This is a genomic window from Comamonas denitrificans (genome assembly GCF_017368815.1).
GTDB classification, from domain to species: domain Bacteria; phylum Pseudomonadota; class Gammaproteobacteria; order Burkholderiales; family Burkholderiaceae_C; genus Comamonas; species Comamonas denitrificans.
Map to the genome: position 1 here is coordinate 1 of NZ_JAFNME010000002.1, position 13,679 is coordinate 13,679.

The 13,679-nt window shown below is 61.5% G+C and carries 13 protein-coding genes; 9 read left to right on the forward strand and 4 right to left on the reverse strand.

Going from position 1 to position 13,679, the window contains the following annotated elements:
* Nucleotides 1–241: 241 nt before the first annotated feature.
* Together J1777_RS00955 and J1777_RS00960 are read left to right on the forward strand one after the other, a co-directional pair.
* Entirely contained in the window at nt 242–1,354 is a 1,113-nt protein-coding gene (locus J1777_RS00955) for an aminoglycoside phosphotransferase family protein (RefSeq protein ID WP_207573964.1), read from the forward strand.
* A 93-nt stretch (nt 1,355–1,447) separates the two neighbouring features.
* Nucleotides 1,448–2,176 carry a 16S rRNA (uracil(1498)-N(3))-methyltransferase gene (locus J1777_RS00960; RefSeq protein ID WP_207573965.1) on the forward strand — a complete coding sequence of 243 codons (729 nt, stop codon included), beginning with the start codon at nt 1,448–1,450 and terminating at the stop codon, nt 2,174–2,176.
* Nucleotides 2,177–2,232: 56 nt separating this feature from the next.
* Here the strand turns inward: J1777_RS00960 and fmt are convergent, their stop codons facing one another.
* A complete protein-coding gene (gene fmt / locus J1777_RS00965) occupies nt 2,233–3,192 on the reverse strand; it encodes a methionyl-tRNA formyltransferase (protein ID WP_207573966.1) in 960 nt (319 codons plus the stop codon).
* The gene (gene def, locus J1777_RS00970) at nt 3,189–3,701 is read right to left on the reverse strand and encodes a peptide deformylase (RefSeq protein ID WP_207573967.1); all 513 of its coding nucleotides are present in this window, start codon (nt 3,699–3,701) and stop codon (nt 3,189–3,191) included. Before def ends, fmt begins: the two co-directional genes overlap by 4 nt.
* Nucleotides 3,702–3,886: 185 nt before the next feature.
* On the opposite strand from def, the gene J1777_RS00975 reads away from it, so the two are divergent.
* From J1777_RS00975 to J1777_RS00985, 3 genes are all read left to right on the forward strand, one after another.
* Nucleotides 3,887–5,092, forward strand: a complete 1,206-nt coding sequence (locus J1777_RS00975) for a LysM peptidoglycan-binding domain-containing protein (RefSeq protein ID WP_207573968.1) — start codon at nt 3,887–3,889, stop codon at nt 5,090–5,092.
* 24 nt (nt 5,093–5,116) lie between these two features.
* Nucleotides 5,117–6,331: a DNA-processing protein DprA gene (dprA, locus tag J1777_RS00980; RefSeq protein ID WP_207573969.1), complete on the forward strand. Its 1,215-nt coding sequence runs from the start codon at nt 5,117–5,119 to the stop codon at nt 6,329–6,331.
* Between the two features lie 195 nt (nt 6,332–6,526).
* On the forward strand, nt 6,527–8,065 hold the full coding sequence (locus J1777_RS00985) for a TerC family protein (protein WP_207574106.1): 1,539 nt from the start codon (nt 6,527–6,529) through the stop codon (nt 8,063–8,065).
* Nucleotides 8,066–8,141: 76 nt separating this feature from the next.
* On the opposite strand, the gene corA is transcribed toward J1777_RS00985, so the two are convergent.
* Nucleotides 8,142–9,128 carry a magnesium/cobalt transporter CorA gene (corA, locus tag J1777_RS00990; protein ID WP_207573970.1) on the reverse strand — a complete coding sequence of 329 codons (987 nt, stop codon included), beginning with the start codon at nt 9,126–9,128 and terminating at the stop codon, nt 8,142–8,144.
* A gap of 180 nt (nt 9,129–9,308) precedes the next feature.
* Nucleotides 9,309–10,190 (reverse strand): LysR family transcriptional regulator, encoded by an 882-nt coding sequence (locus J1777_RS00995; protein ID WP_242700324.1) that lies wholly within the window; start codon nt 10,188–10,190, stop codon nt 9,309–9,311.
* Nucleotides 10,191–10,315: 125 nt separating this feature from the next.
* Between J1777_RS00995 and J1777_RS01000 the strand changes: the two genes are divergently transcribed.
* The 4 genes from J1777_RS01000 to J1777_RS01015 all read left to right on the forward strand — a co-directional run bounded on the left by J1777_RS01000 (nt 10,316) and on the right by J1777_RS01015 (nt 13,612).
* Nucleotides 10,316–10,861: a cytochrome b gene (locus J1777_RS01000; protein WP_207573972.1), complete on the forward strand. Its 546-nt coding sequence runs from the start codon at nt 10,316–10,318 to the stop codon at nt 10,859–10,861.
* 60 nt (nt 10,862–10,921) lie between these two features.
* Nucleotides 10,922–11,494 (forward strand): YceI family protein, encoded by a 573-nt coding sequence (locus tag J1777_RS01005; protein ID WP_207573973.1) that lies wholly within the window; start codon nt 10,922–10,924, stop codon nt 11,492–11,494.
* Between the two features lie 62 nt (nt 11,495–11,556).
* On the forward strand, nt 11,557–12,126 hold the full coding sequence (locus J1777_RS01010) for a YceI family protein (protein WP_423220528.1): 570 nt from the start codon (nt 11,557–11,559) through the stop codon (nt 12,124–12,126).
* Between the two features lie 193 nt (nt 12,127–12,319).
* Nucleotides 12,320–13,612 carry a solute carrier family 23 protein gene (locus J1777_RS01015; RefSeq protein WP_207573975.1) on the forward strand — a complete coding sequence of 431 codons (1,293 nt, stop codon included), beginning with the start codon at nt 12,320–12,322 and terminating at the stop codon, nt 13,610–13,612.
* The last annotated feature ends 67 nt before the right edge of the window (nt 13,613–13,679 follow it).

A 13,679-nucleotide genomic window follows, 5' to 3' on the forward strand; every position in this document is an offset into this window, starting at 1 on the left:
GCTTTGAGCTGGGGCGGGGGCAGGGGAGCATCCCAAGTGCTGGCCTGGGCGGTCAGGGCAGCGGCCGCTGCGCAAGCCACGGCGGTGCGGCGCAGGTGGCGGCGCACAGAATGCTCAGGAGGCTGGGGGCGTGGACGAACAAGCACGGTGGGGAAAATGGTGAACAACGGTGGGAGGCGATCGTGGAGGCGGCCGGGCTGCGCCCAGGGCGCAAAGTGGGTTTGTAGAATGCCGATTATCCATGAGCACTACCACCCTCCCTCTTCAAAATCACTCCCCCGCCGTTGTTTGGGCGGATTCGCAACGCGCCAGCGCTTTTGCGGCTTGGCTGCAGCGCATTGCGCCAGCCCAAGATTTGCGGCCCGACACGCTGCGCCCGGCTTCGGCCGATGCCAGTTTTCGGCGCTATCTGCGCATTGATACGGGCGCAGGCACCAGCCGCATCGTCATGGATGCGCCGCCCGACAAAGAAAACTGCCGCCCCTTTGTGCAGGTGCAGCAACTGCTGCAGGCCGCCGGTTTGCGCGTGCCCGAAATTTTCGATTGGGACGAGGCCCAGGGCTTCATGTTGCTCTCGGATGTGGGCACGCAGACCTTGATCGACATCCTGGACGAGCAGCAGCCCCAAGAGGCCCAGGCCTGGTACCGCCACGCCAGCGATTTGCTCTTGCCCTGGCAGCTGTCCTCGCGCCCCGATGTTTTGCCGGCGTACGACGAGGCCCTGCTGCGTCGCGAGCTGCAACTGTTCCCCGATTGGTACATCGCCCAGCATCGCCAGTACACGCTGGATGACAAGCAAAGCGCCACCCTGGCCCAGGCATTCGATCGCATCGTGGCCGAAAACCTAGCCGCGCCCAGCGTATTTGTCCACCGCGACTTTATGACGCGCAACCTCATGGTGCCCACCGACCCGCGCACCCAACCGCTGGCCGTGCTTGATTTTCAGGATGCGGTGTACGGCCCCATCACTTACGACATTGCCAGCCTGCTGCGCGATGCCTTTATCAGCTGGGACGAGGATTTCGTCATCGACATCACCGTGCGCTACTGGGAAAAAGCCCGCAAGGCCGGCCTGGTGGGCTCAACCAGTGCCAGCGGCTGGGGCGCAGACTTTGGCGAGTTTTACCGCGCCGTCGAATGGATGGGCCTGCAGCGCCACCTGAAAGTGGCCGGCATTTTTGCCCGGCTGACGCTGCGCGATGGCAAGCCCAAATACCTGGCCGATGCGCCGCGCTTTATCCACTACCTGCGCAGCACCTGCAGCCGCTACCGCGAGCTGGGGCCGCTGCTGCGCTTGATTGACCAGATTGAAAATATCCAGCCGCAAGTGGGCTACGCTTACGGCAGGGTTTAAATTGAATAGCTATTTGCGCTTGTAAATAAAGCATTTAACTATATAAACATCATTAAAATGATGAAATACAAGCGGTAAACGCTCTTTTTTTATATGCCCCGCTTTTATTGCCCCTTGCCTTTGGCCGCTGGTGCCCAGTTCGACCTGCCGGCGGGTGCCGCCCGTCATGTGCAAGTGTTGCGCTTGCAGCCTGGCGATGCCATCATCTTGTTCAACGGCGCTGCTGCCCACGGCCAATGGCAAGCGCAGATTGTCGAAATGGGCCGCAGCCATGTGCAAGTGCGCCTGGTGGCGCACGAGGCGCTGGAGTGCGAACACCACCGCCCGGTGCATTTGCTGGCCGGCATCACCGCCAACGAGCGCATGGATTGGTTGGTAGAAAAAGCCACCGAGCTGGGCGCGGCCAGCCTCACCCCCCTGCTGGCCGAGCGCAGCGTGCTCAAACTCAAAGGCGAGCGCGGCGAGAAAAAACGCGACCATTGGCAGGCCGTGGCCGTGGCCGCCTGCGAGCAGTGCGGGCGCAACCAGGTGCCGGTCATTCACCCAGCGGTCACGCTGGCCCAGTGGCTGGCCGATCACCCGCAGCCGCCGCATGAAAGCCGCGCCGTGCTCTCGCTGGCCCCGGGCAGCCGCCCGTTGCTGCAAGCGGTGCCAGCGGGAGCGGGGCCGGTGGTGCTGCTCTCTGGCCCCGAAGGCGGTTTAAGCCCGCAAGAAGAAGCCGCCGCCTTGGCCGCAGGCTTTGCCCCGATTACGCTGGGCCCCCGCGTGCTGCGGGCCGAAACTGCGCCCTTGGCGGCGCTGGCCTTGCTCGATCAGGGGTAAGCGCCGCCCCGGACTGGCGGGGCAGTGCCAGCGGCCCACCCCGTCACCTGTTCTGCTTACGGGCGCTGCAGCTGGCTGCCCACCGGCAGGCTAAAACCGCGCAAAAAATCGCCCGCCGCCAGGCGCTTGCCCCCGGCGCGTTGCAATTGCGTCAGGCACAAAACGCCGCTGCCACAGGCCACGACCACGCCGTGCGCATCGGCGGCCAGCACTTGGCCGGGCGGGGCGTTGTGTGCTTGCGCTTGGGCGTGTGCTTGCCAGATTTTTAAGGTCTCTCCGCTGTACTGCGCCGCGCCACCCGGAAACGGGGTGAAGGCCCGCAGCTTACGTTCCAGCACCTGGGCGCTGTGCGACCAGTCCAGCCAGGCCTCGTCCTTGGCAATCTTGTGGGCGTAGGTGATGCCGTCCAGGGGCTGGGGCGTTTGCGGCAAGGGGGCGGTTTGCGCTTGCGTGAGGGCTTGCACAATCATCTCGGCCCCCAGCGCGGCCAGTTTGTCGTGCAGACTGGCCGTGGTGTCATCGGGGGCGATGGGCAGGCGCTCGACCAGGCACATCGCGCCGGTATCCAGGCCCGCATCCATTTGCATGATGGTCACGCCGGTGTGGGCATCGCCCGCTTCAATGGCCCGGTGGATGGGCGCGGCACCGCGCCAGCGCGGCAGCAAGCTGGCGTGGATGTTCAGGCAGCCCAGCCGGGGCAAATCCAGCACCCACTGCGGCAGCAGCAGGCCATAGGCGGCCACCACCAGCACATCGAGCTGGGCGGCCTGCAAGGCGGCTTGGCCCGCTTGGGCCTCGTCTGGGTAGTTGCCATCCAAGCGCAGACTGCGCGGTTGGGCCACGGGGATACCGTGGGCGATGGCGGTTTGCTTCACGGCCGAGGCTTGCAACTGCAGGCCGCGCCCGGCCGGGCGATCGGGTTGGGTGAGCACCAAGGGCACGGTAAAGCCCGCCGCCACAATGCGCTCTAGCGCGGTGCTGGCAAATTCCGGCGTACCGGCAAAACCGACCCTCATGCTTTGGCCGCTTCTTTTTGTTGCTTGATCAGCTTGGTTTTGATGCGGTTGCGCTTGAGTGGCGAGAGGTATTCGACAAACACCTTGCCCATCAGGTGGTCCATCTCGTGCTGAATGCAAATGGCCAGCAGTTCTGTGGCGGCAATGTCGCGGCTGACACCGTTTTCGTCCAGCGCCCGCACGGTGACGGCGCTGTGGCGCTCGACCCCGTCGTAAATGCCGGGCACGGACAGGCAGCCTTCTTCATTGATCTGCGTTTCATCGCTGGCCCAAACGATTTCGGGATTGATCAGCACCAGCGGCTGGTCGCGCTCTTGCGAAACGTCGATGACGATGAGCCGCTCGTGAAAATCCACTTGCGTGGCCGCCAAGCCAATGCCGTGCGCGTCGTACATGGTCTCGAACATGTCGGCAATTTGCGCACGGATGCGCGCATCAACCTGGGCCACGGGGGTTGCGACTTTGTGCAAGCGCGGATCGGGATACGAAAGAATAGGGAGCAGTGCCATAACAGTTTCAAACAAATACTGTCGTTATTTTGGCCACTTTCCCCACAGGATGCAGAAACTGACCCGGATAATCATTGCCCTATCTGGGCCTTGCCCACAGAATCTGCGGTTGCTCTGTTGCAACGGACCCTGTGTATGCACGCGTTTTTGTCGCCGTTGTGAGTTTGCTAAGGAAAGAAAATTCGATGAAAGCCATTGCCTCTACGTGCGCACTGTCCATCGTTGCCGCTGTCTGCGCCGGCAACGCCGGGGCGCAAAGCCACCCGGTCACCGCCCAGCAACAAGCCATTGCCCAGCAAGTGGCGCAACAAGGGGTGCCGCTTTCGGCTTTGGCGGCCAACGCCCCCGACAGCTACACCGTGCGCAAGGGCGATACGCTGTGGCGCATCTCTGGCCTGTTTTTGCGCCAGCCTTGGCGCTGGCCCGAGCTGTGGGGCATGAATATGCAGGCCATTGCCAACCCCCACCGCATTTACCCTGGCCAAACCCTGTACCTGGAGCGCAGTGGTGGCTACGCCCGCCTGCGCACCAGCCGCAGTGGCAATGAAACCGTCAAGCTGTCGCCGCGCGTGCGCTCAGAAAGTCTGGCCGATCTGGCCATTCCCACCATCCAGATGCATTTGATCGAGCCCTTCCTGGCCGAACCCCTGATCGTGCAAGAGCTGACCTTGCAGCAGGCCCCACGCCTGATTGCCAGCGCGGATGAGCGCCTCTTGATGAGCCCGGGCGATGAGGTCTATGCCCGTGGCCCGACGGGCCAGCCCTTTGTTGCGCTGGATGACGACCAGCGCCTGTACCGCGTATTTCGCGATGCCAAGCCGCTCAAAGACCCGCTCACCCAAGAAGTGCTGGGCTACGAGGCGCAGTACCTGGGCAAGGTCGAGCTGCAAGCGCCGGAAACCCCCGTCAGCGCTGCCGCCACGCCCGAGGCTGCCAATACCGAAACGGCCAAGGCCGCCGAGCTCGCCTACACCCCGGCCATCTTGCATGTCGCGCAAGTGAAAGAAGAAATGCGCCCAGGCGACCGCCTGTTGCCGGAGCCGCCGCGCCAGTACCACAGCTTTACCCCGCACGCGCCCGCAGACCCCGTGGAGGCGCGGGTGGTCAGCCTGTACACCAGCAACGCCTTGCGCTATGGCACCGAAAACCAGGTGGTCAGCATTAACAAAGGCGAGGTCGATGGCATGGAGCCGGGCATGGTGCTGTCGCTGATCTCGCAAGGCCGCCAGATGCTCGATAAAACCGAAGGCCGCAAAGACAAAGTGCAACTGCCCGACCAGGCCAACGGCACGGGCATGGTGTTTCGCGTGTTTGACCGCATCTCCTACGTCTTGGTGATGGACGTGCGCCGAGGCGTGTTGGTGGGCGACAAGCTCATCAACCCCCAGTAACACCGGCCCCCGCCGCGCTTGGCCATGGTGGTTGCGCAATGGGATGCACAGGAGCTGGCCGCTTGGCTGCGCCTGTTGCTGACCCCCAGCATTGGCAATGCCAGCGCGCGCCGCCTGCTGGCCCGGTTTGGCGGGCCCGAGCAGATTTTTGCGGCACCGCGTGCAGCCTGGGAGGCGTGCATCACCGCCCGGCAAGCGAGCCACCTGGGCCAGTTGCCCGAGCAGTTTGCCCAACGCTGCTCTGCAGCGTGGGCCTGGCTGCACAATGCCCCAGCCGGGGTGGGGCGCGACATCATCACCCTGGCCGACCCGCGCTACCCGCCCAGCCTGCTGCAAATTGAAGACCCGCCGCTGCTGCTGTACGTGCAGGGCCACCCTGGCGTGTTGGCCCACCGTGGTGGCCCCTTGGTGCAGATGGCGCAGTGCTTGGCCATTGTTGGCTCACGCCACCCGACGGCGCAAGGCAGCAGCAACGCCCATGCCTTTGCCCACAATCTGGTGCAGCAAGGCTGGACCGTGGTTTCGGGTTTGGCCGCCGGGATTGATGCGGCGGCCCATGCCGGTGCCTTGGCAGCGGTGCCCCACGGCACCACCGCCTTGGCCACCATTGCGGTGGTCGGCACGGGCTTGGACCAAATCTACCCCCGTCAGCACCAAGCACTGGCGCAAGGCATCGCCCAACACGGTTTGATTCTGAGCGAATTTCCTTTGGGCACGCCGCCGCTGGCGGCCAACTTTCCCAAACGCAACCGCATCATCGCGGGTCTGTCGTGCGGCACCTTGGTGGTGGAGGCGGCCCTGGCTTCTGGCTCTTTAATTACCGCCCGCTTGGCCAGCGAGCAAGGGCGCGAGGTGTTTGCCATTCCTGGTTCCATTCACGCCCCGCAGGCCAAGGGGTGCCATGCCTTGATTCGGCAAGGGGCCAAACTGGTCGAAACCGCCCAAGATATTCTGGAAGAGCTGACCAGCTTGCCGCGCACCCAGGCCTTGGCCCACACGGCGGCTTTGCCGCTGGCGCCACCGGTGCCAGCGGCACCGTCCTTGGCCGTGGCCCGCTGCACGGCCGAGCAAGCCAGCTTGTTGGAGGCGCTGGGCTTTGATCCTGTGGGCCTGGATGCCCTGGCCGCCCGCACGGGTTGGAGCGCTGCGCTGTTGCAAGCACAGCTGCTGGAACTGGAGCTCGAAGGCCTGGTCGCCAGCTTGCCAGGCGGCCTGTTTCAGCGCATGGCGCAGTCGTAACCCTTGTTTTGTTTTCTCGTTGTTGCATACGGTAAGATTTTTTCATCTTCGATAAGATACACCCCCTATGAAACCTCCTCCCTCGCGCCCGTGTGCGCTACGTGTTAATTTTTTTTCACCTTCTTTGGCTACTGCAGCCACTCCCCCTCTTTTCTTTAGCCCCTTGGCAGGAGGCCACGCATGGATGCGCTGAGCCTGGCCTGGGTGTCTGACCCTTCGATTTGGTTGGGGCTTTTAACCCTGATCGTGCTGGAGATTGTCCTGGGGGTGGACAACCTGGTCTTCATCGCCATCTTGGCGGACAAACTCCCCCCGGAACAACGCGACCGCGCCCGCGTCATTGGCCTGACCTTGGCCCTGCTCATGCGCCTGGGGTTGCTGTCCATCGTCTCGTGGTTGGTCACACTGACCACGCCGCTGTTCTCGATTGGCGCGCTCGATTTTTCCGGGCGCTCGCTCATCTTGCTGGTGGGTGGCCTGTTCCTGCTGTTCAAGGCCACCACGGAGCTGCACGAGCGCCTGGAAGGGGTCAGCCACACCCACAATGGGCCCCGCGTTTGGGCCAGTTTTTCGGTTGTGGTCACGCAAATCGTGCTGTTGGACGCGGTGTTCTCGCTCGATTCGGTCATCACCGCCGTGGGCATGGTCGATCACCTGCCGGTGATGGTGGCGGCGGTCATCATTGCCATGGGCGTGATGCTGCTGGCCTCCAAGCCGCTGACCGATTTTGTCAATGCCCACCCCACCGTGGTCGTGCTGTGCCTGAGCTTTTTGCTCATGATCGGCCTGAGCCTGCTGGCCGAAGGCCTGGGCTTTCACATGCCCAAGGGCTACCTGTATGCGGCCATTGGCTTCTCGATCATGATCGAGTTCTTCAACCAATGGGCCCAGCGCAACCTGCGCCGCTACCAGGCGCGCATTCCCTTACGCGAGCGCACCGCCAACTCCATTTTGCGCATGCTGGGGGGCCGCTCTAGCGCCAGCGCCACTGGCGATGGCCATGGCCCCGTCGGTGCCGAAGAGGCACAGCAGGCCTTTGGCCAGCAAGAGCGCCACATGGTCAGCGGCGTGCTCTCGCTGGCCGAGCGCAGTGTGCAATCGGTCATGACACCGCGTTCCGACATTGAATGGATCGACCTGGAGCAAGACAGCGCGGCCCTGCGCGAGCAATTGCTGCAGGCCCGCCACGGCCTGTTCCCCGTGGCCAGCGGAGAGCTGGACAAGCTCAGCGGCGTGGCCCGCGCCCGCGATCTGTTGGCCGATGTGCTGGCAACCGGGTCGATTGATTTAAGCCGCAGCCTGCGCCAGCCGCTGGTGGTGCCGACCTCGGTGAACGTGATCAAGCTGGTGGAGCAAATGCGCCATTCGCGGGCGCAAATTGCGCTGGTCAGTGATGAGTTTGGCTCTATTTTGGGCCTGGTCACGCCCATCGACTTGCTCGAAGCCATTGCCGGCGAATTCCCGGAAGAGGGTGAACTGCCCGATATCCAGCCCCAGGCCCCCGGTCACTGGGTGGTGGATGGCCAGGTGGATTTGCACGCGCTGGAGACGGCGACCGAAATCTACACCCTGGCGCACAGCGAGGACTACAGCACCTTGGCGGGCTTTTTGCTGGACCATCTGGAGCAGTTGCCCGCCGTGGGCCAGGTGGTGGAGGCCGAAGGCCTGCGCTTTGAAGTGCTGGAAATGGACAAGCGCCGCATTGCCCTGGTGGATGTGCGGCGAATTACATAGCTTATTGCGCTTAATTCACGCCATATTTTTGATATTTAACCAAAAATATGGCGTATTACAAGCGCAAGCAGCTATATTATTTCAACCATCCGCGCCGCCGGAAATACATCATGGGGCCGACGGCACTGGCCACCATCAGCAAGAGGACGTACACGTAGCCGTATTTCCATTCCAGCTCGGGCATGAAGCGAAAGTTCATGCCGTACACGCTGGCAATCAGCGTGGGCGGCAGCAGCGCCACGCTGGCCACCGAGAAGATTTTGATGATCTTGTTCTGGTTGATGTTCAAAAAACCCACCAGCGCGTCCATCAGGAAGTTGATCTTGTCGAACAAAAACTGCGTGTGGCTGTCCAGCGATTCAATGTCGCGCAGGATTTGGCGCGCATCCTCGAACTGCTCGGCATCCAGCATCTTGCTGCGCATCATGAAGCTGACGGCGCGGCGCGTGTCCAGCATGTTGCGGCGCACGCGCCCGTTCAAGTTTTCCTGCCAGGCAATGTCGGCCAGCACTTCTTGGGCATAGGTGTCGGTGATGCTGCCCTCCAGCACCTGGGCGCTGACCTTTTTCAGATCGTCGTAAATGCCTTCCAGCGCATCGGCGGAATATTCCACGTCGGCATCAAACAGCGCCAGCAGCACATCCTTGGCATCGTCAATCAGGCCGGGCACGCGCCGCGCGCGCATGCGCAGCAGGCGAAACACGGGGATGTCTTCATCGCGAATCGAAAACAGCACGCCGCAGCTTTTGAGCTCGGTGTTGCGCTGGTTCAAGATGAACGCCACGCGCACGCTGCGGCTTTCGTCTTCGTCGTCGATCAAAAAGTCGCTGCGAATGTGCTGCTCGCCGTTGTCTTCTTCGTAAAAGCGGGCCGATTCTTCGATGTCCTCGCCGGTGGCATCTTCGGGAATGGACAGACCATAGTGCTGCTTGACCCAGCGTTTTTCTTCGCGTGTGGGCGACTCCATGTCCACCCAAATGGGCTGCAGCTGCTCCAGATCGCTGAGTTGGTCGATTTCAACTTGAACCAGCCGTCCGTTGGACAGGGTAAAGACGTTGAGCATGGCGCTCTCCTCCAAGGCTGTGAGAGAGTGAGGAAAAAAGGGGCAAGGGGGCGAAAAGGTGAATGCGCTTCCCAGACCCCGTGCAACCATGCGCCAAGAGCCTAGGAAGCTACCAACTGGGGTAGGGATCCATGGTGAGTTCTCTAAACAAGCTCGAACAATTTCCGAGTAAACCCGCAATTATGCCCCGTGACCTGCGGGGCGCAGGGCCTGGGCCAAAAAGTCCATCACCACCCGCTGGCGCTGGGTGAGCAGGCGATTGCTGGGCAGCACGGCATAAATGCCAAACGGCGGCGGGGCAAAGTCTTGCAAGATGGGCTGCAGTGTGCCGCTGGCCAGGGCCTCTTCAACGATAAAGTCCGGCTGTGTGGTCACCCCCATGCCTTGCTCGGCGGCCAAGGCCAGGGCATCGCCATTGTTGGCTTGCAGCACATAGGGCGGGGCCACCGTATGCGCTTGGCCATTGACTTGGAACAACAAGGGCCGGTTATGGGCCCGCCCGGTGTAACCCAGGCAGCGGTGGTGCAGCAAATCATCGGGGTGCTCAGGGGTGCCGTGCTGGGCCAAATACCCCGGCGAGGCGACCGTAAACAGCCGCCCTTGGCTGAGTTTGCGCGCCACGATGCCGGGGGCCAATTCGGTGCTGACACGAATGGCCAAGTCCATGGCCTCATCGATCAAATCGCTGGTGCGGTCGTTGAAGTCCAGCGTCAGCACCATGTGCGGGTAGGCTTGGTGAAACCGCGCCAGCAGCGGGGCAATGCAGCGCACGCCAAAGCTGACCGGCACGCCCATGTGCACTTGGCCGCGCGGGGTTTGGCTGGAGGCCATGACCTCGGACTCGGCATCATCGATGGCCTGCAAAATGCGCCGACAGCGCTCTAAATACACCACCCCGGCGCTGGTCAGCGTAAGTTTGCGCGTGGTGCGGGTAATGAGCTTGACCCCCAAATGCTCTTCCAGCGCCGCAATGCGCCGGGTGACCACCGAGCGGGCCACGCCCAATTGGTCAGCGGCGGCGGCAAAGCTGCCCAAATCGGCCACCCGGATAAAGTGTTGCATGGCATCAAAGCGGCTCATTGTTGCTACCCTGGCAATAAAGTTTTGGCGATTGTCCACTATTTCTTTAAAGTTGAATCCTCTATAGTTTCAACTCTTTTTAATTGTTTTCGTTGCGATCTGTGCTTATGTTCCACACCCCTTCCGCCCATTACGATGCGACTGCCAAACTCTTGCATTGGCTGATGGCGCTGATGATTTTCGGCCTGCTGGGCTTGGGCTTTTACATGCAAGGCTTGCCGCTGTCGCCGCAAAAATTGCAGTTTTATTCTTGGCACAAATGGGCTGGGGTGACGGTGTTTTTCTTGGCGCTGCTGCGCCTAGTCTGGCGGGCCACCCACCAACCGCCGGCCTTGCCTGGCCACATGAGTACGCTGGAGCGTTGGGGTGCCAAGCTGGGCCATTTTGCTTTGTACGCGCTGATGGTGGCCATTCCGCTGTCGGGCTGGCTGATGAGCTCGGCCAAAGGCATCCAGACGGTATGGTTTGGCGTGCTGCCGCTGCCCGACCTGTTGGAGAAAAACAAAGAAATTGGCAATGCTTTGCAAACTTTGCACGCCGTTTTGAATCTGACGCTAATTGCCGTACTGCTGGCCCACGTTGCCGGAGCGCTTAAGCACCATTGGTTTGACAAAGACGATGTGCTCACCCGCATGCTGCCACGGCGCACGTAAAACAGATGTTTGGGCTTTTCTCGCCCGGCCAGCGGATTCTTTTTGAACAGGATTTTTTTTATGCAACCACGCCAACCACTCCGTATTGTCAGCTTGGCCTGGGCGGCCGGCCTGCTTTTTGCCACCAGCGCCCAAGCGGCCGAATACACCCAGCTGCAGCCCCAGGCCAGCAAAATCACTTTTGACTACCAACAAATGGGTGTGGGCATGCAAGGCGTGTTCAAAGCCTTTAGCGGCCAGTTGCGCTTTGACCCCGCGCATGCCGACAAAGCCAGCGCCGTGCTGGAAGTGGATTTGGCCAGCGTCGATGTCGATAACGACGAGGCCAATGACGAGCTGGCCACCAAGACCTGGTTCAACACCCCCGCCTTTCCCAAAGCCCGGTTTGAATCTACCAGCGTCAAAGCCCTGCCCACGGCCGGCGAGTACGAAGTGGTGGGCACCCTGACCATCAAAGGCCAAAAGCAAACCGTCACCGTGCCCGCCCGTTTCACGGAAAAAGCGGGCCAGGGCGTGTTTGAAGGCAAGCTGACCATTCAACGCGGTGCTTTCTCCATTGGCGAGGGGGCGTGGAAAGCGTTTGACATCGTTGCCAATGATGTGGTGGTGCATTTCCAGCTCACTGCCAAATAACCCCCTGGTTGTTTATCCCTCTCTTTTTTTGCAACCCTTTGAAAAGGAAAACCATGCGTCATCTGACAAAACTGACCGCTGCCCTGTCCCTGGCTGGCGCTTTTGCAACCTCGGCCATTGCGGCCCCCGTGACTTACGCCGTCGATAGCGGCCACACTTTCCCCAACTTCTCGTACCAGCACATGGGCTTGTCGGTGCAGTTGTCAAAATTTGACAAAACCACCGGCACGGTCACCTTGGACAAAGCGGCCAAAACGGCTTCGGTGGATGTGGTGATTGACACCACCTCTGTGAACACCGGCTCGACTGTGTTCAACGGCCACATCCAGGGCGAAGACTTTTTTGACACTGCCAAATACCCCACCGCCACTTTCAAATCGACCAAAGTGGTGTTTGAAGGCGACCAGCCCACCACCATTGAAGGTGACCTGACCATCAAAGGCATCACCAAGCCCGTGACGCTGAAGGTGACGCACTTCGCCACCAAGCTGCACCCCATGATGAAAAAAGAAGCCGTGGGTGCCAATGCCACAACCGTGATCAAGCGCTCAGACTTCAACCTGAGCAAGTACGTCCCCAACGTGGGCGACGAGGTGACCATCACCGTTGCATTGGAAGCCGTGGCCAAGTAAGCACGGACTTGATTTTCAGGGCGTAACCACACGCCCTGTCTGGCGGGCGCGGCTCTGCAAAGGGCCGCGCCCGTTTGCGTTCAGACCGTTGCGTTCAGAAAGATTGGGGAACCCAGGGCCACCCCGTGGCACAGTCCCAAAAAGTGCATCTGCCGGTTTAATATCGCGCCACTTTTTTTCAAGGATGAATGCAATGGGCCTGTTTACCTGGTCAGAAAAACCTTCCTCGGCACTGCAGGGCGGTGGGGTCATCGGCCCCGATGAGCGCCTGCCCTGGGCACAAACCGGCCTGATGGGCGTGCAGCACGTCATCGCCATGTTTGGCTCCACCGTGCTGGCCCCGATCCTGATGGGGTTTGACCCCAATCTGGCCGTGCTGATGAGCGGCATCGGTACGCTAATTTTCTTTTTGATCACCGGCGGCAAAGTGCCCAGCTACCTGGGCTCGTCGTTTGCCTTTATTGGCGTGGTGATTGCCGCCACCGGCTACGCAGGCCAGGGGGCCAACGCCAATATCGGCCTGGCGCTGGGCGGCATCATTGCCTGCGGCGCGGTCTATACCTTGGTGGGGCTGCTGGTGCAGGCCATCGGCACCGGTTGGATTGAAAAACTCATGCCGCCGGTGGTGACGGGCGCTGTCGTGGCCATCATTGGCCTGAACTTGGCAGCCATTCCCATTAAAAACATGGCCGCCAACAACTTCGAGGCCTGGATGCAGGCCATGACCTTCACCTGCGTGGCGCTGGTGGCCGTGTTTACGCGCGGCATGCTGCAGCGGCTGTTGATCTTGCTGGGGCTGATTGTTGCCAGCCTGCTCTACGCCGTGTTCACCAACGGCCTGGGCTGGGGCAAACCGGTGGACATGGGCGGTGTCATTGCCGCCCCGTGGCTGGGCTTGCCCAGCCTGCATACACCGGTGTTCAGCGCCAACGCCATGCTGCTCATCGTGCCGGTGGTAATCATCCTGGTGGCCGAGAACCTGGGTCACATCAAGGCCGTCACCGCCATGACGGGCAAAAACCTCGACCAGTACATGGGCCGCGCCTTCATCGGCGATGGCATCGCCACCATGGTCAGCGGTGCGGGCGGTGGCACCGGCGTGACCACCTATGCCGAAAACATCGGCGTGATGGCGGCCACGCGCATCTATTCCACCGCCGTGTTCTTGGTAGCGGCCCTGCTGGCGCTGCTGCTGGGCTTTTCGCCCAAGTTTGGGGCGCTGATCCAGGCCATTCCGCTGCCGGTGATGGGCGGGGTCTCCATTGTCGTCTTCGGCCTGATCGCCGTCGCTGGGGCCCGCATCTGGGTGGACAACCGGGTGAATTTTTCCGACACCAAAAACCTCGTCGTCGCCGCCATCACGCTGATTCTGGGCACCGGGGAGTTCACGCTGAAATTTGGCGACTTCGCCCTGGGCGGCATCGGCACGGCAACCTTCGGGGCGATCATCCTGCATTGGCTGCTGTCACGCGGGCGTGCAGTTTGAACGCACGGTAAACAAAATCACCGGCCCATAATCTGCGTTGCAGCGCCGTGCAGTCACTGCAACGCAC